The organism is Tenacibaculum holothuriorum (assembly GCF_002120225.1).
Classification (GTDB): Bacteria; Bacteroidota; Bacteroidia; order Flavobacteriales; family Flavobacteriaceae; genus Polaribacter; species Polaribacter holothuriorum.
In genome coordinates, this window is sequence record NZ_LAPZ01000003.1 from 87,213 (window position 1) to 109,753 (window position 22,541).

At 31.1% G+C, this 22,541-nt stretch carries 23 protein-coding genes; 13 read left to right on the forward strand and 10 right to left on the reverse strand.

Annotation, left to right across the window (positions count from 1 at the left end):
* Positions 1-16: 16 nt before the first annotated feature.
* From hemH to WH52_RS05580, 3 genes are all read left to right on the forward strand, one after another.
* Positions 17-1,045 carry a ferrochelatase gene (gene hemH / locus WH52_RS05570; protein WP_086029962.1) on the forward strand — a complete coding sequence of 343 codons (1,029 nt, stop codon included), beginning with the start codon at positions 17-19 and terminating at the stop codon, positions 1,043-1,045.
* Between the two features lies 1 nt (position 1,046).
* Positions 1,047-1,637 carry a CopD family protein gene (locus tag WH52_RS05575; protein WP_086030310.1) on the forward strand — a complete coding sequence of 197 codons (591 nt, stop codon included), beginning with the start codon at positions 1,047-1,049 and terminating at the stop codon, positions 1,635-1,637.
* Positions 1,638-1,713: 76 nt separating this feature from the next.
* Complete coding sequence (locus WH52_RS05580; protein ID WP_086029963.1) at positions 1,714-2,115, forward strand: lipocalin family protein; 402 nt, start codon at positions 1,714-1,716, stop codon at positions 2,113-2,115.
* Positions 2,116-2,155: 40 nt separating this feature from the next.
* Here the strand turns inward: WH52_RS05580 and WH52_RS05585 are convergent, their stop codons facing one another.
* A complete protein-coding gene (locus tag WH52_RS05585; protein ID WP_086029964.1) occupies positions 2,156-2,380 on the reverse strand; it encodes a hypothetical protein in 225 nt (74 codons plus the stop codon).
* 25 nt (positions 2,381-2,405) lie between these two features.
* A complete protein-coding gene (locus WH52_RS05590; RefSeq protein WP_086029965.1) occupies positions 2,406-3,785 on the reverse strand; it encodes an MATE family efflux transporter in 1,380 nt (459 codons plus the stop codon).
* Positions 3,786-3,909: 124 nt separating this feature from the next.
* Here WH52_RS05590 and tpx point away from each other — a divergent pair, with 124 nt between their 5' ends.
* From tpx to ribB, 6 genes are all read left to right on the forward strand, one after another.
* The gene (gene tpx / locus WH52_RS05595) at positions 3,910-4,407 is read left to right on the forward strand and encodes a thiol peroxidase (RefSeq protein WP_086029966.1); all 498 of its coding nucleotides are present in this window, start codon (positions 3,910-3,912) and stop codon (positions 4,405-4,407) included.
* Positions 4,408-4,411: 4 nt separating this feature from the next.
* The gene (locus WH52_RS05600; RefSeq protein WP_086029967.1) at positions 4,412-4,792 is read left to right on the forward strand and encodes a diacylglycerol kinase; all 381 of its coding nucleotides are present in this window, start codon (positions 4,412-4,414) and stop codon (positions 4,790-4,792) included.
* A gap of 28 nt (positions 4,793-4,820) precedes the next feature.
* Positions 4,821-7,265 carry a DNA translocase FtsK gene (locus tag WH52_RS05605; RefSeq protein ID WP_086029968.1) on the forward strand — a complete coding sequence of 815 codons (2,445 nt, stop codon included), beginning with the start codon at positions 4,821-4,823 and terminating at the stop codon, positions 7,263-7,265.
* A gap of 29 nt (positions 7,266-7,294) precedes the next feature.
* Positions 7,295-7,951 carry a LolA family protein gene (locus WH52_RS05610; RefSeq protein WP_086029969.1) on the forward strand — a complete coding sequence of 219 codons (657 nt, stop codon included), beginning with the start codon at positions 7,295-7,297 and terminating at the stop codon, positions 7,949-7,951.
* Between the two features lie 84 nt (positions 7,952-8,035).
* Complete coding sequence (locus WH52_RS05615) at positions 8,036-9,484, forward strand: LptF/LptG family permease (protein ID WP_086029970.1); 1,449 nt, start codon at positions 8,036-8,038, stop codon at positions 9,482-9,484.
* A 6-nt stretch (positions 9,485-9,490) separates the two neighbouring features.
* Positions 9,491-10,627 carry a 3,4-dihydroxy-2-butanone-4-phosphate synthase gene (gene ribB / locus WH52_RS05620; protein WP_086029971.1) on the forward strand — a complete coding sequence of 379 codons (1,137 nt, stop codon included), beginning with the start codon at positions 9,491-9,493 and terminating at the stop codon, positions 10,625-10,627.
* Positions 10,628-10,670: 43 nt separating this feature from the next.
* Here the strand turns inward: ribB and WH52_RS05625 are convergent, their stop codons facing one another.
* The 3 genes from WH52_RS05625 to WH52_RS05635 form a co-directional block, all read right to left on the reverse strand.
* The gene (locus tag WH52_RS05625; protein ID WP_086029972.1) at positions 10,671-11,603 is read right to left on the reverse strand and encodes an NAD(P)H-dependent flavin oxidoreductase; all 933 of its coding nucleotides are present in this window, start codon (positions 11,601-11,603) and stop codon (positions 10,671-10,673) included.
* 80 nt (positions 11,604-11,683) lie between these two features.
* The gene (gene mnmA, locus WH52_RS05630; RefSeq protein WP_086029973.1) at positions 11,684-12,871 is read right to left on the reverse strand and encodes a tRNA 2-thiouridine(34) synthase MnmA; all 1,188 of its coding nucleotides are present in this window, start codon (positions 12,869-12,871) and stop codon (positions 11,684-11,686) included.
* 73 nt (positions 12,872-12,944) lie between these two features.
* On the reverse strand, positions 12,945-13,646 hold the full coding sequence (locus tag WH52_RS05635; protein ID WP_086029974.1) for a toxin-antitoxin system YwqK family antitoxin: 702 nt from the start codon (positions 13,644-13,646) through the stop codon (positions 12,945-12,947).
* 50 nt (positions 13,647-13,696) lie between these two features.
* Between WH52_RS05635 and WH52_RS05640 the strand changes: the two genes are divergently transcribed.
* Together WH52_RS05640 and WH52_RS05645 are read left to right on the forward strand one after the other, a co-directional pair.
* Entirely contained in the window at positions 13,697-14,278 is a 582-nt protein-coding gene (locus WH52_RS05640) for a hypothetical protein (protein WP_086029975.1), read from the forward strand.
* 2 nt (positions 14,279-14,280) lie between these two features.
* A complete protein-coding gene (locus WH52_RS05645; RefSeq protein WP_086029976.1) occupies positions 14,281-15,345 on the forward strand; it encodes a serine hydrolase domain-containing protein in 1,065 nt (354 codons plus the stop codon).
* Here WH52_RS05645 and WH52_RS05650 read toward each other — a convergent pair.
* The 3 genes from WH52_RS05650 to WH52_RS05660 are packed head-to-tail and all read right to left on the reverse strand — an operon-like array spanning position 15,342 to position 17,117.
* Entirely contained in the window at positions 15,342-16,181 is an 840-nt protein-coding gene (locus tag WH52_RS05650; protein ID WP_086029977.1) for a sterol desaturase family protein, read from the reverse strand. The two genes, WH52_RS05645 and WH52_RS05650, sit on opposite strands and share 4 nt — an antisense overlap.
* A 59-nt stretch (positions 16,182-16,240) precedes the next feature.
* On the reverse strand, positions 16,241-16,582 hold the full coding sequence (locus WH52_RS05655) for a hypothetical protein (RefSeq protein WP_143592077.1): 342 nt from the start codon (positions 16,580-16,582) through the stop codon (positions 16,241-16,243).
* 19 nt (positions 16,583-16,601) lie between these two features.
* On the reverse strand, positions 16,602-17,117 hold the full coding sequence (locus WH52_RS05660; RefSeq protein ID WP_086029979.1) for a YkgJ family cysteine cluster protein: 516 nt from the start codon (positions 17,115-17,117) through the stop codon (positions 16,602-16,604).
* Between the two features lie 90 nt (positions 17,118-17,207).
* On the opposite strand from WH52_RS05660, the gene argS reads away from it, so the two are divergent.
* Both argS and lpdA read left to right on the forward strand, forming a co-directional pair.
* Positions 17,208-18,980, forward strand: coding sequence for an arginine--tRNA ligase (gene argS, locus WH52_RS05665; RefSeq protein ID WP_086029980.1), 1,773 nt, complete (start codon positions 17,208-17,210; stop codon positions 18,978-18,980).
* A 181-nt stretch (positions 18,981-19,161) separates the two neighbouring features.
* A complete protein-coding gene (gene lpdA, locus WH52_RS05670; protein ID WP_086029981.1) occupies positions 19,162-20,550 on the forward strand; it encodes a dihydrolipoyl dehydrogenase in 1,389 nt (462 codons plus the stop codon).
* Between the two features lie 95 nt (positions 20,551-20,645).
* Here lpdA and WH52_RS05675 read toward each other — a convergent pair whose 3' ends face one another.
* Positions 20,646-21,503 (reverse strand): DUF5694 domain-containing protein, encoded by an 858-nt coding sequence (locus tag WH52_RS05675; RefSeq protein ID WP_233131522.1) that lies wholly within the window; start codon positions 21,501-21,503, stop codon positions 20,646-20,648.
* Between the two features lie 13 nt (positions 21,504-21,516).
* Positions 21,517-22,389, reverse strand: a complete 873-nt coding sequence (locus WH52_RS05680; RefSeq protein WP_086029982.1) for a DUF5694 domain-containing protein — start codon at positions 22,387-22,389, stop codon at positions 21,517-21,519.
* Positions 22,390-22,541: the final 152 nt, after the last annotated feature.

Consider the following 22,541-nt stretch of genomic DNA (forward strand, 5'->3'; position numbering starts at 1 on the left):
ACCACATATATAAAATATGAAAGGAGTTTTATTAGTAAACTTAGGATCACCAGACAGTACTGACCCAAAAGATGTAAAAAAATATTTAGATCAGTTTTTAATGGACGAACGTGTCATTGACGTTCCATACTGGTTAAGAGCATTTATTGTACGTGGTATTATTTTAAATACTCGACCTAAAAAATCGGCAGAGGCTTATCAAAAAATTTGGTGGAAAGAAGGATCTCCACTAATTGTTCTTTCTGAAAGATTACAAGAAAAAGTACAAGCAAAAACTGAATTACCTGTTGCTTTGGCAATGCGTTATGGAAATCCATCTTTAAAATCTGGCTTACAAGAATTACACGATAAAGGTATTACAGAAGTAATGTTAGTTCCGTTATACCCACAGTTTGCAATGGCAACCACAGAAACTATTGTGGTGTTGTCTGAAGAGCTTAGAAAAGAGTTTTTTCCTAACATGAAAATTACCGATGTTCCTGCATTTTATAACAAACCAGAATATATTAAAGCCTTATCTAATTCTATTAAAGATTATTTAGCCGATAAAGATTACGATCATATTTTATTTTCTTATCATGGAGTTCCTGAGCGTCATATAAGAAAATCTGATGTTACAAAATCTCATTGTAATCCTGAAGCAGGAAATTTAGCTTGCTGCAACACACCATCGAAAGCACATGAGTTTTGTTATCGCCACCAATGTTATCAAACTACCAAAAATGTAATTAAAGAATTAGGTTTAGATGAAAATAAAGTATCAACCTCTTTTCAATCACGTTTAGGTGTTGATCCTTGGCTACAACCTTACACAGACAGAACTATAGTTAACAAAGCCGAAAAAGATGGAATTAAAAAGCTAGCATTAGTAACTCCAGCTTTTGTTTCTGACTGTTTAGAAACTTTAGAAGAAATTGCCATGGAAGGAAAGCATGAGTTTTTAGAAGCTGGCGGTAAAGAATTCTACACAGTTCCTTGTATTAATGACAATGATGAATGGGTAGATGTTTTAGCAAAATGGATTAATGAATTTAACGCTAATTAATATGGATTTTTATTACGTAAAAGCTTTACATATAATCTTTGTTGTTACTTGGTTTGCAGGTTTATTTTACATTGGCAGATTATTTATTTACCATGTAGAAGCTGAGAAAAAAGAAGAACCTGCGAAAACTATATTACAAACTCAATACAAACTCATGTCTAAACGTTTGTGGTATATTATCACTTGGCCTTCATTATTTTTAGCAAGTTTTTTTGCTTTTTGGATGCTTTGGAAAAATCCTATTTATTTAGAAATGCCTTGGATGCATGTAAAACTAGCTTTTGTTTTAGCTTTATATTTTTATCACGGATTTTGTCATAAAATCTACAAAGAACTACAACGTGACGTAATAAAATATTCAGCTACTAAACTGAGAATTTTTAACGAAGCACCAACTGTAATTTTATTCGCAGTAGTATTTTTAGTAGTCTTAAAAAACAGTATAAATTGGATTTGGGGAGTTGTTGGAATTATCCTTTTTGGAGTTTTATTAATGATTGGAATTCGATTTTACAAAAAGACAAGAGCTAAAAAATCTTGGGATAAATATGAAAACGAACTTATAGAAGATGATAAAAAAATGAGAGATTAAAAAACTGTTCTCTTTTTTTGAAAAAAATTATACTTTCGTCTGCAATTATAAACTTATTAAAATATTATTTTTTACTATGAAAAAACTATTAGTTTTATTGATTGCTATGCTTAGCTTATTTTCTTGTTCATCTGATGATGAAAATTTAGATCCTTTTGTTGGTACTTGGAAGTTATTTTCAAATCGACAAGGGGAAGTTAATGAATGTGAGAAAAAAACGACAATCATAATTAATGAATCCGGAACATATTCCTCTTCTTATTATTATGAAGAAAACAACGCTTGTACCAATGGTAATGCAACCGGCGTGTGGGAAAATGCAGGAAATGGAATCTACGAAATAAAAGAAAGTGGAAGTAACCAGGTAGAGTTAGCGAATATTACATTTAAAGACAATAACAAGACTTTTGTAATTACAGAAACGGACAATGATAACGGTGTTACAAAAACTTATACTATAGTATACAAGAGAAAATAATTCTCTCTCAAAAAAAGCGAAGTTTAAAACTTCGCTTTTTTTATTCATATCCTTCCATTTCTTTATCGTAAAAAGAACCTGCTTCTTCAACCAAACGTTCCATTTCGTTTGCTAATTCTTGCTCATTCTCTCCCGATAAATCTTCGAACCATTCAATTTCATCATCTTTTAAATTGATAATAAATCTTGGATATTCTGTATGCAACACAAAAATATCTTCTGGTTGCTGACTATTATCTGCCAATAAAAACTTTGGTAATTTCATATCTCTTATTAAATCTTAATATCTTTTATTCTCCATTTGTTGCAATCAACTTCTTGGTCATATAATTAAATCGGATAAACAATAACACAGAAGCTGACGTTAATCCTGCTAAAAGTCCCAACCAAATTCCGAAACTTCCATACATTTCTTCTTTTCCGAAGTAAAAACTTACAGGAAAACCAATTAACCAATACGACACAAAGGTAATTATTGTTGGAATTTTCACGTCTTGCAATCCTCTTAAAGCCCCTAAAACCATTACCTGAATACTATCACTTATTTGAAAAAATGCTGCTGCAATTAACAAACTCGACGCAATCTTAAGCACTTCAATATTATCTGCATAATTCGTGGCATCACTTAAATCTACATACAAATTAGGTAATTGTTTATGAAATATAAAAAAGATAATTGCGAAACCAACCGCCAATATAATTCCTAAAAAGAAAATTGAAAATGCTATCCTTCTTAACTCTAAATAATTCTGTAATCCTTTTTGATTTCCTACTCTTATCATAGCCGCTACACTAAGCCCCATAGCCACCATAAAAGTCATCGATGATAAATTTAGTGCTACTTGATTTGCTGCTTGCGGGTTCTTTCCCAACAATCCACTCAACCAAATTGCTGCAGTAAATATCGCTACCTCAAAAAACATTTGCATAGCACTCGGCATTCCTAAATTTACTATTTTTTTTAGCATTAACTTATCAAGAACAAACAATGTAATGTTTGTCACCAATCGTTTAGAACGTTCTTTTTTAGTAAGCAACCACCATAAATATAATACCATGATAAATCGTGATATCAAGGTACCATAAGCTGCACCTACAATTCCCATTTCAGGAAATCCGAACTTTCCGAAAATCAATAAATAATTCAATAAAACATTTACAACATTTGCTATTATCGTAGCATACATTGGGTATTTAGTCATAGACATTCCGTCACTAAACTGCTTAAATGCTTGAAAAACGATTAACGGAATTAAAGAAAAGGCTACCAAATCTAAATAAGGAATCGCCAACTCAACCACTTCTATCGGTTGTTTCATAAAGTACAATAATGGCTTTGAAAAGAAAACCATTAAAAACATTAAAATTCCTAATGTGGTACACAAAAACAACCCATGTTTAAATGTAGATTTTGCTGCATCAAAGTTATTAGAAGAATCGGCTTCGGCAATTAAAGGGGTAATCGCTGTAGAAAAACCAATTCCTAAAGACATAGCAATGAACATAAAACTGTTACCCAATGAAACAGCAGCCAATTCTGCTGTTCCTAACTGCCCTACCATAATGTTATCTATAAAACTAACAAAGGTATGCCCTAACATACCTAACATTACTGGTGAAGCAAGTTTCCAATTATACTTAAACTCAGATGTATACCTAGCTAAATTCACAGTTTAAACAATACTTTTTTTTGAGTATGCGAAGATACATCATTTTAAACTCGCTTTTATTTTATTTATCTGATTTTAAAAATTATTTATTTACCTTTGAAGACTCTATATAAAACAACTAAAAATGGCTTCAATTACATTACAAGGAAACAACATAAATACTATAGGAAATTTACCAAAAGCTGGAGAAAAAGCTCCTCAATTCACATTAGTAGCAACCGATTTATCTCGTAAAACTAATGAAGATTTTAAAGGTAAGAAACTTGTTTTAAACATTTTTCCGAGTGTAGATACGGGTACTTGTGCAACTTCTGTAAGAACTTTTAATAAAGAAGCTAGTAATTTAGATAATACTGTAGTTTTATGTATTTCTAAAGATTTACCTTTTGCTCAAAATCGTTTTTGTGGTGCTGAAGGAATTGAAAACGTTGTAATGTTATCTGATTATGTTAACGGAAGTTTTGGAAAAGATTACCAGTTAGAAATTGCTGAAGGACCAATAGCAGGATTACACTCACGTTGCATAGTTGTTATTAACGAAGAAGGAAACGTAGTATATACTGAGCAAGTTTCTGAAACTACTGAAGAACCAAATTACGAAGCAGCTTTAAAAGCATTATAATTTTATGAAAAACCCAAATGATGGTTTTATAAAAGGTAGATTACGTAGTATAAAATTTGCCTTAAAAGGAATGTGGCTTTTATTAACTACAGAAGACAGTATTAAAGTTCAGTTTTCTACAGCCATTTTAGTTACATTACTTGGATTTTATTTTGAAATTTCATCAGTAGAATGGATGATACAATTTTTAGCTATCGGACTTGTCTTAGTTGCCGAGGCTTTAAATACTGCCGTAGAAAAAGTGGCAGATTTCATTCATCCAGATTATCACGAAAAAATAGGTTTTATAAAAGATATAGCTGCTGGCGCACCTGCATTTGCTGCGCTTATTTCTTTAATAATTTGTGGTATTATTTACCTTCCTAAAATTATAGTTATATTGTAACGTTGTAATTTTTATCAACAATTAATTTATGGCAAAAAAAAAGACTACTGCAAAAAAAAAGCAACCTAAAAGTAATACTCAAAATAAAATTACTTCTTTTCTTAATAACAGACAGAACCAAAGTGTAATTGGTGTGTTTTTAATGCTTTTTTCAGTTGCATTAGCAGTTGCTTTTATTTCATTTTTCTTTAGTTGGCAAGAAGATCAAAGCGTCTTAAATCAATTTCCAAATAAAGCTTTAAAAACTAAAAATTTACTAGGTCAAATTGGTGCTTCTTTAAGTAACTTTTTCATTTATAAAGGTTTTGGTATTGGTGCTTTTATGTTAGTATTTTTAACATTTATTACTGGAGCACGTATATTTTTTCAGAGTAATTTAAAACGTATTATCACTTCTTGGAACTGGGGATTATTAGGTATGCTTTGGCTTGCTATTTCTCTTGGTTTTGTAAACAAAAAACTAATCGTTTTATCGGGTACAATAGGTTCTGAACTTAATGAATACCTACAAGCTTTTTTAGGAAAAACTGGGCTCATCATACTTCTATTATTCTTCTTTGTTGCTTATTTAATTTTACGATTTAAACTAACCGCTGATGATTTGAATAAAAAATCAGATAGGGAAGATATTCAAAAAGAACCTCAAGAATCAACAAATGTTAAATCTTCAGAAGATATAATTACTGATACAACTTCAAAAGTAGAGGATACAACAGAGAAATCTACTTTTGAAAGTTCTTTAGAAAACTTACAACCAACTATTAGTAATCATTCAGATGTTAACACTTCTAAGACTGTTTCTGATACAGATAACGAAAGTATTTCTTTAGATATAGAAACCACAACGGTTAAAGAACCTACAATTTCAGAAGAAACTAAAAAAGAGGTCGAAGTTGCTATTGAAAAAATAGCCGAAGAAAAAAGTGTTACTGAAAACTTATCAGATCGATTAGTAAAAGATTTTGGGGAGTTTGATCCTACTTTAGAATTAGCAAACTATAAATTTCCAACGTTTAACCTTTTAAAAGAGTATAGCGATACAATCTCTATAGATCCACATGAATTAGAAGCAAACAAAAACCAAATTGTAGAAACACTTAAAAACTACAAAATTGGTATTGCTCAAATTAAAGCTACAGTTGGTCCAACAATTACTTTATATGAAATTGTACCAGAAGCGGGAGTTAGGATTTCAAAAATTAAAAACTTAGAAGACGATATTGCTCTATCACTTTCAGCATTAGGTATTCGTATTATTGCACCAATTCCAGGTAAAGGAACTATTGGTATCGAAGTACCTAATAAAAAAGCAACTATTGTTTCTATGCACTCAGTAATTTCATCTAAGAAATTCCAAGAATCTCCAATGGAATTACCACTAGCATTAGGTAAAACTATTTCTAACGAAACTTTTGTTGTTGATTTAGCGAAAATGCCTCACTTACTAATGGCAGGTGCTACTGGTCAAGGTAAATCGGTTGGATTAAATGCCATATTAACATCATTATTATACAGAAAACATCCTGCTGAAGTTAAATTTGTATTAGTAGATCCTAAAAAAGTAGAACTTACTTTATTCAATAAAATTGAACGCCATTATTTAGCAAAACTTCCTGATGAAGAAGAAGCTATTATTACAGATACCACCAAAGTAGTGAATACGTTAAATTCACTTTGTATTGAAATGGATGCTCGTTACGACCTACTTAAAAATGCTATGGTTCGTAATATTAAAGAGTACAATGCTAAGTTTAAAGCACGAAAGTTAAATCCTGAAAACGGACATAAATTCTTACCATATATTGTTTTAGTAATTGATGAATTTGCTGATTTAATTATGACCGCTGGTAAAGAAGTAGAAACTCCTATTGCTCGTTTAGCGCAGTTAGCCCGTGCTATTGGAATCCATTTAATTGTAGCTACTCAGCGTCCGTCGGTAAATGTAATTACTGGTATTATTAAAGCAAATTTCCCTGCTCGAATAGCTTTTAGAGTAACTTCTAAAATTGATAGTAGAACTATTTTAGATGCTCCAGGAGCTGATCAATTAATTGGTCGTGGAGATATGCTATATTCTGGAGGGAACGATTTAACTCGTATTCAATGTGCTTTTGTTGACACTCCTGAAGTAGAAAAAATAACCGATTTTATTGGATCTCAAAGAGCTTACCCTGAAGCACATTTACTTCCTGAATATATTGGCGAAGAAGGTGGCACAAATCTTGATATTGATATAAAAGACAGAGATAAATTGTTTAAAGAAGCTGCTGAAGTTATTGTGACAGCACAACAAGGTTCGGCATCGTTATTGCAACGTAAATTAAAGTTAGGATATAACAGAGCTGGTAGATTGATTGACCAATTAGAAGCAGCAGGAATTGTAGGTCCTTTCGAAGGTAGTAAAGCAAGACAAGTTTTGGTACCCGATTTAATTGCTCTTGAACAATTATTAGAAAACGAAAAGAATACGTAAAACAAGAATAGAAATTGAATTATAGAACGATGAAAAGATTAGGATTATTTATAGCAAGCATTTTTTTAAGTGTTACTTTATTTGCGCAAGGAAATTCATCTGCACAAGCTAAAAAACTATTAGACGAAGTATCTGATAAAATGGGAGCATACAAAAATATGTCTATTGGTTTTAACTCTACTTTAGTAAATAAAGAAGCTGGTATCACTAACGATCCACCAATTTTAGGAAAAATAACGTTATCTGGTGATAAGTATAATTTAGAGTATTTAGGAAACATCTTCCTTTTTGACGGAAAACAATTAGTTGTCATCAATCAAGAAGAAAAAGAGATTTCTATTTCTTCGGGAGATATGGAAGAAGAAGATGGTTTTATTTATCCTTCTAAATTATTAACCTTCTATAAAGAAGGATACAACTATGCTATGGGTAATTTAAAAAATTACAAAGGACGTAAGGTTCAGTATGTAGACTTAAGTCCTATTGATAGCAATTCTGATATTGTAAAAGTTCAACTAGGAATTGATGCTAAAACAAAACACATTTTTAAATTAGTACAAATTGGTAGTAACGGTGCAGAAACTACGTTTACCATTACTAAATTTAAAAGTAATCAATCATTATCTCCAAGTTTGTTCAGCTTCAATAAAAATAAGTACATCAAACAAGGATATATCATAGATTAATCTTCAAAAGTTTTGTTAGTGATTAAACAATCATTAACAAAACTTTTTAGAAATATATCATTCTAACCAACTACCTTTGCGTCTGTGAAAATTTTAGACAGATACATACTAAAAAGCTTTTTAGTCCCTTTCTTTGCTACCTTTTTAATCATACTTTTTGTATTGGTTATGCAAATGTTATGGTTAGCTTTCGACAATTTTGCTGGTAAAGGGTTAAGCTTAACCATTATTTTAAAATTTTTGTGGTATTCTACCTTAATGGCAGCTCCACAAGCCTTACCTATTGGAGTCTTATTATCTTCAATAATGTCATTAGGAGCCTTATCTGAAAATTATGAATTTGCTGCTGCAAAATCTGCTGGAGTTTCACTACAAAGAATTGTACGTCCATTAGTTTTCTTAGCCTTTTTAATGAGTGCCATAAACTTTGTTTTTCTTAACAACGTTTATCCTTATGCTGTTTTACGACAACTAAACATGAAGGTTAACATTAAGAAAAAACAACCTGCCTTAGCTTTAGTTCCTGGAAGTTTTAATACTGAAATTCCAAACTATCAAATTAAATTTGAGGAAAAGTATGGAGAGAAAGAAAACTTGTTAAAAAAAGTTCTTATTTACGATTTATCCTCACGAAAAGGGAATAATAAAATTATTACTGCTGAAAAAGGTGAAATCATTTCTGAAGAAGGAAGCAGATATATGACATTAGTTTTAAAAAACGGACACTTCTTTCAAAATCACAATGCTTATGGCACATCTTATCAAAAGCAAAAAAAGATGCCAGCATCTCATGCAAAATTTGATGAATATACTATAAATATTGATGTATCTTCTTTCTCTGACGACAATGTTGAAGATTTAAATTACACTCAAAACTACAATATGCTAAGTTTAGGGCAGTTAAAAGATACTCTTCCTACTTTAAAAATTAAATACGATGAGTTTTTAAAAAGTAGAGCAGAAAACTTGTTTGCTAGTATTGAGATTGATAAGCTATACAAACACCCAGATTCTTTGATAGACAAAGAAGTATCGTTAGACATTTTAAGTAACTTTAAAGAGAAAGATAAAAATAGTATTTTAAACACAGCTTTATCAAAAGTAAATAGGACATTAAGTAATAACGATTCTTATAAAACAAGTTTTAAGAACAAACGTAAATATCTTAATTTATACGACATTGAATACTATAATAGAATAGCCTTTTCATTATCCTGTTTACTACTGTTTTTCATAGGAGCGCCTTTAGGTTCTATCATAAGAAAAGGAGGAATGGGACTCCCTATGATTTTAGCAATAGCCATTTATGTTACTTATTTCTTTACAAATACTTTTGGTAGAAATTTAGCTGAAGAAAGCTCTTTAACTGCTATTACAGGTTCTTGGCTTGCAATGTTAATAATGACTCCTGTAGCTATATTTTTAACTGTTAGGGCTACTCAAGATAAAGGTTTATTTAACTTTAGTAGTATATTTACACCTATTACAACGCTATTTAAAAAACTTTTCTCAAAAAAAGAGAAAACACAATAACACAACATGACAACACAAACTAAAATTCAATTAAATACAATTGAAGAAGCGATTGAAGATATTAAAAACGGTAAAGTAATTATCGTTGTTGATGATGAAGATCGTGAAAACGAAGGTGATTTTGTAGCAGCAGCTGAAAAAGCTACTCCCGATATGATCAACTTTATGGCCACTCATGGTAGAGGATTAATTTGTACACCACTTACTGAAAATCGCTGTAAAGAGCTTGAACTAAATATGATGGTTAATAACAACACCGATCCTATGGAAACTGCTTTTACAGTTTCAGTAGATTTAAGAGGAAAAGGTGTTACTACAGGAATTTCAGCATCAGACAGAGCAAAAACTATTCAAGCTTTAATTGATGAAGATACGAAACCATTCGATTTAGCAAGACCTGGGCATATTTTTCCTTTAAAAGCTAAAAATGGTGGAGTCTTAAGAAGAACTGGTCATACAGAAGCTGCGATTGACTTTGCTCGTTTAGCAGGCTTACAACCAGCAGGGGTAATCGTTGAGATTATGAATGAAAATGGTACTATGGCTCGCTTACCACAATTGGTAGATGTCGCTAAAAAATTCGATTTAAAAATTGTTTCTATAGAAGACTTAGTTGCTTATAGAATGGAACACGATTCTTTAATTGAAAAGAAAGAAGATTTTAACATTGAAACTCGTTTTGGAGAATTCCGTTTACGCGCTTATAAACAAACTACCAATAATCAAATTCACATTGCTTTAACTAAAGGTAGCTGGACTAAAGAAGAACCTATTTTAACAAGAGTAAATTCAACTTTAGTAAATAATGATATCTTAGGAACACTTACCAATAATGCTGATAAGAAGTTAGATCAAATGTTTAAAGTGATTAACGATGAAGGTAAGGGTGCCATTATCTTTATTAATCAACAATCACAAGCTTTAAATTTATTGAGTAGATTACGTTTGTTAAAAGAAAATCAAGCTAATGGAATAATGAAAGCTCCAAACATAACTATGGACAACAAAGATTTTGGTATTGGAGCTCAAATTTTACACGACTTACATATACATAAACTTAGATTAGTTTCTAATACCAAACAAACCAAACGTGTTGGTATGATTGGTTACGGATTAGAAATTGTAGATTATGTAAACTATTAATATCGAATAAAAAAGGAGCTTTTAGATAAAGCTCCTTTTTTATTTATAAAGATGATTTAACTAAATCATATTCTTTTATAATATCTTCTAGTACTTCTTTAGCAGATTTAATTTCGTGAATAATTCCTGCTACTTGACCAATTTCTAATTCTCCTTCTTCTAAATCTCCTTCAAACATACCACGTTTAGCACGAGCTCTCCCTAGTAGTTTTCTAATATCTTCCAATGAAGGGTTATTCAAATATAATTCTTGAACATCATTAAAAAACTTATTCTTTACCAAACGAACTGGTGCTAATTCTTTTAACGTTAAATGTGTATCTCCGTCTTTTACTTTGACAATTACATCTTTAAATTTATCATGAGCAGAAGACTCTATAGTAGCGGCAAAACGACTTCCTATTTGTACGCCATCAGCTCCTAAAACTGTAGCTGCTAACATCCCTCTACCCGATCCTATACCACCTGCTGCAATTACAGGAATTTTCACCTGTTCCTTAACCATAGGGATCAACGTAAATGTTGTTGTTTCTTCTCTTCCATTATGACCTCCAGCTTCAAAACCTTCACAAACCACCGCATCTACTCCGGCAGCTTCTGCTTTTAATGCAAACTTTACCGAACTTACTACATGCACCACAGTAATTCCTTTTTCTTTTAAAAAATTGGTCCATGTTTTTGGATTTCCAGCAGAAGTAAAAACAATTTTCACTCCTTCTTCAACAATAATATCCATAATCTTTTCGATATCTGGATACAACATTGGCACATTAACTCCGAAAGGTTTGTCAGTTGCTTTTTTACATTTTTGAATATGTTCTCTAAGCACATCAGGGTACATTGATCCTGCCCCAATAAGTCCTAATCCACCTGCATTTGAAACTGCAGAAGCCAATTTCCATCCAGAAACCCAAATCATTCCTCCTTGAATAATTGGATATTGTATATTAAAAAGTTGTGTAATTTTATTTTGCATAGGGTAAATGTACAATCATTAAATAGTAAGCACAAAAAAACCTCGAATAAATCGAGGTTAATTTTATATGCATATTTATTTTAAGAAATTACTCCAGAACCTAATAGTTCTTCATTTTTGTACCAAGCAACAAACTGTCCTTCTTGAATCGCAGATTGAGCGTTTTCAAACTCAACAAACAATCCGTTTTCTACACTGTGTAACGTAGCTTTTTCTAACTTTTGACGATAACGGATTCTTGCCTCAACTTCCATAGTTTTTCCGTCTTTTAATCTTAAATCTTCACGAACCCAGTGCAATTCTTCATTTGATACAAATAATACGTTTCTGTATAACCCAGAATGATTTTTACCTTCACCTGTGTAAATAATATTTGTATCTACATCAGTTTCAATCACAAATAATGGTTCTTTAGTACCTCCAACTGCTAATCCTTTACGTTGACCTTTCGTAAAATAATGAGCTCCTTGATGCTTACCAACTACTTTTCCGTCTTCTTTATCATAAACAAACTTTGTAGATCGGTACTTTAATTCATCTTCTTTAGTTGAGAACTTAGGTGTTGATTTTGTATACTCAGAAAAATCAGATGGAATTTGAACTATCTCCCCCTCTTTAGGTTGTAGTTTTTGCTGTAAGAAATCTGGTAATCGAACTTTACCAATAAAACATAATCCTTGAGAGTCTTTTTTATCAGCAGTAATTAAGTCAGCTTCTTTTGCAATTTCTCTTACTTCTGGCTTCGTTAACTCTCCAATTGGGAATAATGCTTTTGACAATTGTTCTTGTGATAACTGACATAAAAAGTACGACTGATCTTTATTAACGTCTTTACCAGCTAAAAGTTTATAAACCGGTTTTCCATCAATAATTCCTTCTGCTTTTCTACAATAATGTCCTGTAGCTACATAATCAGCTCCTAAGCTTAATGCAATGTCCATAAACACATCAAACTTAATTTCTCGATTACATAAAACATCAGGGTTTGGAGTTCTTCCTTTTTCATATTCATCAAACATATAATCTACAATACGCTCTTTGTACTGCTCACTTAAATCTACAGTTTGAAAAGGAATTCCTAATTTATCGGCTACAATCATAGCATCATTACTATCTTCTAACCAAGGACATTCATCAGAAATAGTTACAGAATCATCGTGCCAGTTTTTCATAAACAAACCGATAACTTCATAACCTTGTTCTTTAAGTAAATGCGCAGTTACACTACTATCTACTCCTCCTGAAAGTCCTACAACTACTCGTTTCATTTTTTAAATTTTGAGGATGCAAATTTACGAAATTATCTAAGATTGTTTTCTTAACAAGATGTGAAACCTATTTTTAGTTTCTTTTTATTGAATATGTTTTTTGTTTGGGTCTTTCTGAAGTTGGTTCACCATCTACATAAAACTCCCATTCTCCATGACGTTCTCCATCTTTATAAGCTCCCGATTCTTTAATTTGTCCTTTTAAATCGTAGTATTTTGCAGGACCATTTAAAACATTGTCTTTAAAAGTAAGTTCTTCTAACAACGTACCATCATCAGTATATACTTTTGATAATCCGTTCTTTTTTCCATTTTCATAATGAGTTTCTTCGGTTACCTTTCCATTTGGATAGTAATTCTTTAAAAGACCTTGTAACTTTCCTTCTGCATAATTTTCAATTGAAAATATTTTTCCATTAGAAAAGTAATATTTCCATTCTCCTACTCTATTCTTACCTAACATATATCCTTCGCTTTTTACTTTTCCTTTAGGTGTATAAAATTTCACAAAAGCACTATCTGAAGCCTTAGAAAAATCTTTAGTTATCGAAGGAAAATAAGGAGAACCAACAGCATAGAACTTAAATACTCCAACTTCTTTCCCGTTTTTAAACTGTCCCTGATAACGCAGTTTATTATTTTTATAAAACTTTTTCCACACTCCAGTTCTTTTACCGTTAGCATCGAACTGATTTATTTTTTGAGCTTGACTATGTATAACAAAAAAAAGTACTGTTAAAACAGTTATTGAATATTTCCTTTTTATATTTAGCATGCGAATTATTTTTACGTGTTTAATTTCAAAAATACACAAACCATACCAATATGACTGCCGATTTTTTGATTTCTGTTTTAAATGATGTAGACAACGCTGCTAGAGTAAACCGAGAAAAAGCTTCGAATATTGTGTTGGAAAACCCAAAACTGGTAAAAAACTTAGTCGATCTTACTTTTGATGTTGACAATAAACTATCGATAAAAGCTGCTTGGGTTTTAGAATGGATTTGTACTCATCATGACATCAACCATATTTTACCATATATACATACTTTTATCGAAAACATTTCAAAAGTACATTTTGATAGCGCTATAAGACCTTGCGCAAAAATTTGCGAGCATTTAGCTAAAGCTTACACCAATAAAAAAGAAAACAACACTAAACTAGCCTTAAAAGAGCAACATATAGATTTGATTATTGAAACTGGTTTTGATTGGTTAATCACTGATCAAAAAATCGCAGTTAGAGCATATACAATGACCACATTGTATTTGTTTGGATTGAAAAAAGATTGGGTTCATCCAGAACTTCAACACTTAATTACTACCAAGATCATACATGAAAGTAAAGGTTGTAAAGCTCGTGGAAAACATATTTTAGAAATGATTGAAAAAACAAAAAAACAATAGCTATGAAATTATATATTAAATTATTAGTATTCTTTATTTTCTCTTCTTCTTTTTTAAATGCTCAGTTTGAAAAACAAGCTACTAAACTTACTGAAACCTTTATGAAAGAACAAAACATCCCTGGTCTTTCTATTACAGTATCTAAAAAAGGAAAAGTTATTTGGTCTGAAGGTTTTGGATATGCCGATCTTGAGAAGAAGGAAAAAGTATCTCCTAAAAATACTCAATTTAGAATTGCAAGTATTTCTAAAACACTTACTGCACTTGCATTAGCAAAACTTGTCGACGATAATAAACTAAATTTTAACGAAAGTATTTATAAGTATGTTCCTGATTTCCCTAAAAAGAAATATGATTTTACAATCCGACAAGTAGCTGGTCATACAGCAGGTATAAGACATTATAAAGGAAGAGAATTTTTAATTAATGAAAAAATGTCTATCGTACAAGGACTTGATATATTTAAAGATTCGGACTTACTTTTTAAACCAGGAGCTAAATTTAAATACAGTACCTATGGTTGGAACTTATTAAGTGTTGTTATTCAAAATGCTGCGAACAAAGATTTCTTTGAATTTATGGATAGTGAAGTTTTTCTTCCTTTAAAAATGAGTCAAACCACAGTTGATGACTCTAGTAAAGATTTTCCTAATAGAACACAGTTTTATGTAAAAAGAAAAGGAAAAATAGTTATTGGCCCTAAAGTAAGTAATGAGTATAAAGCTGCAGGTGGTGGATTCTTATCAACTTCTGAAGATTTAGTTTTATTTGGAAATGAATTTATTAAACCTAAAGTCACTACTACTAATTCTATAAAAGAACTTACTACTTCTAACATTCTTACTTTTGGTAATGAAACAGATTACGGAATAGGGATTGGCATTTCTACAACAAAAAACAACTCTCCTAAATTTAGTCATTCAGGAGGAGGTGTTGGAGTTTCTTCTATGTTGTTAATTTATCCAGAAGAAGAAATTGTTATTTCTATTCTAACGAATTTATCTGGAGTAAAAATGTATGATTATATAAGAGAATTAGAAAATATTTTCCTTTATCAAAAAAATTAACTCAACTCTTCTAAATTAGTTGGTTTTCGATACCCTTGAAAAGGTTGTTTTAATAACTCCTTTAAACTCGAGTTCTTTTCTTCATCTGGAAAAGTATCTACTCCATATACAATCTTCTCTCTATCCAACTCCATATACGTACCTAATAAGCGATCCCAAATAGAAAAGATATTTCCGTAATTAGAATCGGTATATGGTAATAGATTATGATGATGCACTTTGTGCATATCAGGAGAGCAGATGATATAACTTAATGCTTTATCTAGTTTTCTTGGCAGCTTGATATTAGCATGATTAAATTGGGTTAATACAACCGACATCGATTGATACAACATTATTATGGCAATTGGAGCACCTACTAAAAAAACGCCTAATAATGTAAATACAAATCGAATAATGCTCTCCAAAGGGTGATGTCTATTTGCTGTGGTTGTATCTACTTTGTGATCTGAATGATGCACTAAATGTACCATCCATAATGGTTTTACTTTATGCTCAGTGTAATGCGCTAAATATGCTCCAAAAAAATCTAAGAATAAAACTCCTAATAATACATATAACCATAATGGCATTTCAGGCAACCAATTAATGATTCCGAAATTATTAGCAACAACCCAATCAGATGTTTTTAATAATAAAAATGCCAATAAAAAATTAATGAGTATGGTTGTTCCTGTAAAAAATAAATTAGGCAATGCATGCTTCCACTTATTATATTTAAAGTTAAACAAAGGCAATGCTCCTTCTATTAACCAAAAAAAAGTAATTCCTCCTGCTAAAATTAATGCTCTATGTGAAGAAGGAATTGTTTCGAAATAATTTACTAGGGTTTCCAATATGATATATTTTTTCTAAAAATAGGAAAAGTTCTTGAGATAACTTTAACTAAAAAATACTAGTAATCATTCATTTGAAATTCTTTAGTAAACAAATACTTCTTTGAGCTAGTTATTGAATGTAGTTCTAAAACTTTATTTTTCTCTCCTTTAAACAAAGAATCTCCCTTATTAACATCTTCTCCTTTTCTTATATTAAAAAAAGTAAGATCATATTCTTTAGATTTAATTCTTACTATAATTTGGCTTTGTTTTCCATAGTAAATAGAATCAATCTTTCCTTTGATTTCTTGCTTGTAATAAGTTTCATAATTCTCCTTATAACTCTTACGAAGATTATAGAAGATATATATTCCTCCAATAATCAGCATTACAGTCCAAACACTTTTAACCTTTTTCAAACTTTTATTCATTTGAACATTACCTTTTCTTACTTCCAGACATTGGTAACCTCTTTTTTAACTCTTCTACAATTCTATAAGTTGCAGGACACACTTCTGTATTCTTTATAGTTAAATTAGCTAGTTGAATAAATTTCCTTCTATTGGTATGTGGATATTCGGCACATGCTTTAGGACGTACATCATAGATAAAACAAGAATTATCATTTAAATCTAAAAACGGACATGGAGCAGTTTTTAACACATGAAAATCATCTGAATCAATTTCTAAATATTGGTCTTTGAAATCGGCCACTTTCATTTTCAAGTGCTTTGCTATACGTTCGATATCTTTATAGGTAAACATCGGACTTGTAGTTTTACAGCAGTTTCCACAGTCTAAACAGTCGGTACGTTCAAATTCTTCTTCATGAATTTCTTGAACTATTAAATCCAATCGTTTAGGTGTTCTTTTTTTTAAACGTTGAAAGTATTTTTTATTCTCTTGTTCTGCCTCTTTAGCTAGTTTTTGTAGATTCTCTAGGTCTTTATCCATAGCACAAAAATACCTATATAAATTGTTAGAATGAGTTTAAATATCATCCAAATAAATTATGTAATTTTGCACTTCAATTTTAATTAACTAATGAGTATTCAAACATTACTAGAAACTAAAGTAAAAGAAGGATTTTTAGCCTTGTATGATGTAGAAATTCCAAGTGTAGAATTTCAAGCAACCCGTAAAGATTTTGATGGAGATATCACTGTAGTGGTTTTCCCTTTATTACGGTACAAAAAAGGAAATCCAGTTCAAATCGGTGAAGATTTAGGATCGTACTTAGTTGAAAATGTTGAAGATATTACTAGTTACAACGTAGTAAAAGGTTTTTTAAACTTAGTTGTTGCGGATAGTTTTTATACGAACTTTTTTAATCAAATTTCTACAGATGAACGCTATGGATTTGCTAAAGCAGATTCAGTAGATAGTCGTATGGTAGAATATTCTTCTCCTAATACTAACAAGCCGTTACACTTAGGGCATGTTCGTAATGTGTTATTAGGGTATTCTGTTGCAGAAATTTTAAAAGCAGCTGGACATAAGGTTTATAAAACTCAAATTATCAACGACCGTGGTATTCACATTTGTAAGTCGATGTTGGCTTGGAAGCGTTTTGGAAACGGTGAAACTCCTGAGTCTACTGGATTAAAAGGAGATAAATTAGTTGGTAATTACTATGTAAAATTCGATAAAGAATATAAAAAAGAAATCAACGATTTAGTTGCTTCTGGTGTTTCTGAAGAGGATGCTAAGAAACAAGCTCCTTTATTCTTAGAAGCACAAGAAATGTTGCGTAAATGGGAATCTGGAGATACTGAAACTGTTTCTTTATGGGAAATGATGAACGGTTGGGTATATGACGGATTTGATGTTACCTACAAAAACATTGGAGTTGATTTTGATAAATTATACTATGAAAGTAACACCTACCTTTTAGGAAAAGATATTATTGAAGAAGGTTTAAAAAATGGTGTTTTCTTTAAAAAGGAAGACGGTTCTGTTTGGTGTGACCTAACTGAAGATGGTTTAGACGAAAAGTTAGTTTTACGTTCTGATGGTACTGCCGTATATATGACACAAGATATTGGTACTGCCATTCAACGTGCGAAAGACTTTACCGATTTAAATGGTATGGTATATACCGTAGGAAACGAACAAGATTACCACTTTAAAGTATTATTCTTAATCTTAAAGAAATTAGGATATTCTTGGGCAGACCAGTTATACCATTTAAGTTATGGTATGGTTGATTTACCTTCTGGTAAAATGAAGTCTCGTGAAGGTACAGTTGTTGATGCGGATGATTTAATGGATGAAATGACGGGGACTGCTCGTGAAATTTCTCAAGAATTAGGAAAATTAGAAGGATACTCTGATGAAGAGAAAGAGGCATTATATAAAATAATTGGTTTAGGTGCTTTAAAATATTTCATTTTAAAAGTAGATCCTAAAAAGAGAATTTTGTTTGACCCACAAGCTTCTGTTGATTTCCAAGGAAACACTGGTCCTTTTGTGCAATACACCTATGCAAGAATTCAATCTATTTTACGTAAGGCTGAATTCGATTATTCAGCAAAAGTGAGTGTTGAGCTACACGAAAAAGAAAAGGAGTTAATCAAACAATTAGAATTATATCCTGAAGTAATTCAGCAAGCGGCTAAGAATTATTCGCCAGCTGTGATTGCTAATTATACATATGATTTAGTAAAAGAGTTCAATTCTTTTTACCAAAACGTATCGATTTTAGGAGAAGAGAATCAAGATAAAAAAGTATTTAGAGTTCAGTTATCTAAAAAGGTAGCAGATACTATAAAATCTGCATTCGCATTATTAGGAATTAAGGTTCCTGAGAGAATGTAATTTTTGTAATTACGAATTATAAATTACAAATCGTGAATTATAATTTGTAATTAAATTAAGAGTACAGCGTTAGGGATTGAATGGTTTGTTTGAGCTCGTTGAAGAATGCAACAGCGAGTAATGAAAGCCCGCTCGAACGCCCAAAACAATATTAAAACAAACAACAAGAAAATTAAACATCATGAAATACGACGTATTAGTAATTGGAAGTGGTCCTGGAGGTTATGTAACCGCTATTAGAGCATCACAATTAGGATTTAAAACTGCCGTAGTTGAAAAAGAAAACTTAGGTGGTATTTGCTTAAACTGGGGATGTATTCCTACCAAAGCATTATTAAAATCTGCTCAAGTATATGATTATTTAAAACATGTTGATGAGTACGGATTAAAAGCAGAAGCAATTGATAAAGATTTTGAAGCTGTTATTAAGCGTAGTCGTGGTGTTGCTGAAGGAATGAGCAAAGGTGTTCAGTTCTTAATGAAGAAAAACAAAATTGATATCATTGACGGATTTGGAAAGGTAAAGCCTGGAAAGAAAGTTGATGTTACCGGTACAGATGGAAAAGTAACTGAATACAGCGCTGACCACATTATTATTGCTACTGGTGCTCGTTCTCGTGAGCTACCTAACTTACCACAAGATGGTAAAAAAGTAATTGGATACCGTGAGGCAATGAGTTTACCAACGCAACCAAAATCTATGATTGTTGTAGGTTCTGGTGCAATTGGAGTTGAGTTTGCTCATTTCTATAACTCAATGGGAACTGAAGTTACTATTGTTGAGTTTATGCCAAATATTGTTCCTGTAGAGGATAAAGATGTTTCTAAACAAATGGAACGTTCTTTCAAAAAAGCTGGAATTAAAGTAATGACTAGCTCTTCTGTAGAGTCTGTTGATACTTCTGGTGACGGAGTGAAAGCTACTGTTAAAACAAAGAAAGGTGAACAAATTTTAGAAGCAGATATTGTTTTATCGGCAGTTGGAATTAAAACAAATATTGAAAACATCGGATTAGAAGATGTTGGAATTATTACTGATAGAGATAAAATCTTAGTAAACGATTGGTACCAAACAAATATTCCTGGTTATTATGCTATTGGTGATGTTACTCCTGGACCAGCATTAGCACACGTTGCTTCCGCGGAAGGAATTACTTGTGTTGAAAAGATTGCTGGTGTTCATACGGAAGTTATCGATTACGGAAACATTCCTGGATGTACTTATGCTACTCCAGAAATTGCATCTGTTGGTTTAACTGAAGAAAAAGCTAAAGAAGCTGGATATGAGTTAAAAGTTGGTAAATTCCCATTCTCTGCTTCTGGTAAAGCAAAAGCTGCTGGAACTCCTGATGGATTTGTAAAAGTAATTTTTGATGCTAAGTATGGTGAATGGTTAGGGTGCCATATGATCGGTGCTGGTGTTACCGATATGATTGCTGAAGCTGTTGTTGCTCGTAAATTAGAAACTACCGGACATGAAGTATTAAAAGCGATCCACCCTCACCCAACTATGAGTGAAGCGGTAATGGAAGCAGTTGCTGATGCTTATGATGAAGTAATTCACTTATAATAGAGAATTAAGATTTTTAGATACAAGAATCAAAAGAATAAAAACAAAAAACCTCGCTAATTGCGAGGTTTTTTATTATAGAGTATCATCGCTTTTTACTTTAGATAATCAAAAGTATTCACCATTTTATATTTTGGACTTCGACTAATAAAGTCTCTAAAAAATGCCGTATGACTTGCTCCCATTAAAATAAATACACGATCATTTTCATTAAGCTTTATTCTGTTTAAATTTGAATACATTCTTAAATTTCTTTGGTAATATTTCGCAGCTTCATCGGCTCCTTCAAATCCTTTATCGCTCCCTACATGAGTTAATATATCAGCATTAACCGTAATTAAAAAATCTAAAAACTCATCATGATTAGTCATTTTTAATCTATTTAATAAACTTTTTTCACCTCTATCATTTCTAATTTCTCTATAAAAAGCAAATGGATTGGCGTAATAGTTATCATGCATAACAGCATCAATTTTATTATCGATTTCACTACCAATTTTATAGTTATAACTCATTTTATGATCTATTCCATATATTCTTTTAGTTTCAGACAAACGCCCTAATTCATAAGCTAACAATTCTACCTCATTAGGATTTTTAAATTTCATTTCAGGGTTTTGTACATATTTTTTATATAACGATTGTAATTTATCATTATAAGATGGTCGTGTTTCTACGAGAATTACTGTAGGTTTAAATTCTGACAGCATCTTCGCTATTTTATGAACTTCTTCTTGATTCTTTTTATTATGTTCATCGAATTCTACTTTATTTTCATCGTTAGTAAATCCCATATGAAAAGTTCCAAAATTTAAAATTGGTATTTTCTTCAAACCCGACTTCATCTCTTTTGCTTCCTTTTCTTTCTCCTTTGTTGATTCTTCCGTTCTTTGCTTCACACAAGAAGTAATTAGTAAAGCTATTGTTATTAGTGTTAGGTATTTTCTTTTCATTTTTATTTATTTTTTATTGTTTAATAATTTCTTCAAAGCTTTTTAAGTTATAATCTACTGACGATTTTGCTAAAAAGTTTAAGATTGGTAAATGCCCTGCTCCCATTAACACAAATACTCTATCTTCCCCAGCTTTATTCATATTTAAAATATTTTGAAAGATTCGTAGATTTCTACTATACCACCAAATAGCATTATCAGCTCCGAAATAATCTCCTTTTTCAGCTTCCCCCATTTTAAATTCTCCTATTAAATAATGCCCATGACTATTACTAACTACATCTGGATTATTCATAATCTTAAAATAGTCTAGTAAAGACATTTCCATTTTTAACTTATCTCCTTTTTTATATAAGTCAAAGAAAGTATCATTAATATTCATTTCTCTTTTGAATATTTCAGAGCCTGCTTTTTGTATGTAATAATTCTTCTTTACTTTGTATTCTTTCTCTGTTAAATCGTTTTTAAAACTTCTTGATGGTCCGTTAACTGCATATAGTTTTTTATGCCCTAATTCTTTTCCTAGTTTAAAAGCTATTTGAAAAATTTCATTAGAACCTAATGTATACTTGCCATCTAAATAAGCATTGTACAAAGAGTCTAATTTTTGTTGTCTGCTTGCAGTCCACTCAACTCCTATTTTCGTTGGAGCATATTTTTTTATAACATTTAATAATTCTCTAAGCTCTTTTTGACGCTTTTCTGAAAAAATATTAATTGTGTGTTTTGGCTTATAGCTATCTAATTTTGGATTTGCAAAATGAAAAGAACCTAAAATTAATAAATCTGATGATTTGATATTCTTAAAATGCTCATCTATCTGTGCTTTTTGAGCAAACAATGAAGTAGTAATAAATAAAATAATCAATAATATTCTTGATTTCATGATTCTATGATTTTTGAGTTTGATACCTCAAATGTATCCTCTATTTCAAATAAAGAACTTCAAACTAAATCAACTTCATATTGCACCTTATCAACTCTTTAAAATATTATATTATTTATTTTGTTGTATGGTTTTAACTGTTCATCCTAAAA

Bases quoted from the DNA above. Each gene is read 5' to 3' on its own strand.
- hemH (WP_086029962.1), top strand. From the start codon at position 17: ATGAAAGGAGTTTTATTAGTAAACTTAGGATCACCAGACAGTACTGAC.
- WH52_RS05575 (WP_086030310.1), top strand. From the start codon at position 1,047: ATGGATTTTTATTACGTAAAAGCTTTACATATAATCTTTGTTGTTACT.
- WH52_RS05580 (WP_086029963.1), top strand. From the start codon at position 1,714: ATGAAAAAACTATTAGTTTTATTGATTGCTATGCTTAGCTTATTTTCT.
- WH52_RS05585 (WP_086029964.1), bottom strand. From the start codon at position 2,380: ATGAAATTACCAAAGTTTTTATTGGCAGATAATAGTCAGCAACCAGAA.
- tpx (WP_086029966.1), top strand. From the start codon at position 3,910: ATGGCTTCAATTACATTACAAGGAAACAACATAAATACTATAGGAAAT.
- WH52_RS05600 (WP_086029967.1), top strand. From the start codon at position 4,412: ATGAAAAACCCAAATGATGGTTTTATAAAAGGTAGATTACGTAGTATA.
- WH52_RS05605 (WP_086029968.1), top strand. From the start codon at position 4,821: ATGGCAAAAAAAAAGACTACTGCAAAAAAAAAGCAACCTAAAAGTAAT.
- WH52_RS05610 (WP_086029969.1), top strand. From the start codon at position 7,295: ATGAAAAGATTAGGATTATTTATAGCAAGCATTTTTTTAAGTGTTACT.
- ribB (WP_086029971.1), top strand. From the start codon at position 9,491: ATGACAACACAAACTAAAATTCAATTAAATACAATTGAAGAAGCGATT.
- WH52_RS05625 (WP_086029972.1), bottom strand. From the start codon at position 11,603: ATGCAAAATAAAATTACACAACTTTTTAATATACAATATCCAATTATT.
- mnmA (WP_086029973.1), bottom strand. From the start codon at position 12,871: ATGAAACGAGTAGTTGTAGGACTTTCAGGAGGAGTAGATAGTAGTGTA.
- WH52_RS05635 (WP_086029974.1), bottom strand. From the start codon at position 13,646: ATGCTAAATATAAAAAGGAAATATTCAATAACTGTTTTAACAGTACTT.
- WH52_RS05640 (WP_086029975.1), top strand. From the start codon at position 13,697: ATGACTGCCGATTTTTTGATTTCTGTTTTAAATGATGTAGACAACGCT.
- WH52_RS05645 (WP_086029976.1), top strand. From the start codon at position 14,281: ATGAAATTATATATTAAATTATTAGTATTCTTTATTTTCTCTTCTTCT.
- WH52_RS05660 (WP_086029979.1), bottom strand. From the start codon at position 17,117: ATGGATAAAGACCTAGAGAATCTACAAAAACTAGCTAAAGAGGCAGAA.
- argS (WP_086029980.1), top strand. From the start codon at position 17,208: ATGAGTATTCAAACATTACTAGAAACTAAAGTAAAAGAAGGATTTTTA.
- lpdA (WP_086029981.1), top strand. From the start codon at position 19,162: ATGAAATACGACGTATTAGTAATTGGAAGTGGTCCTGGAGGTTATGTA.
- WH52_RS05675 (WP_233131522.1), bottom strand. From the start codon at position 21,503: ATGAAAAGAAAATACCTAACACTAATAACAATAGCTTTACTAATTACT.
- WH52_RS05680 (WP_086029982.1), bottom strand. From the start codon at position 22,389: ATGAAATCAAGAATATTATTGATTATTTTATTTATTACTACTTCATTG.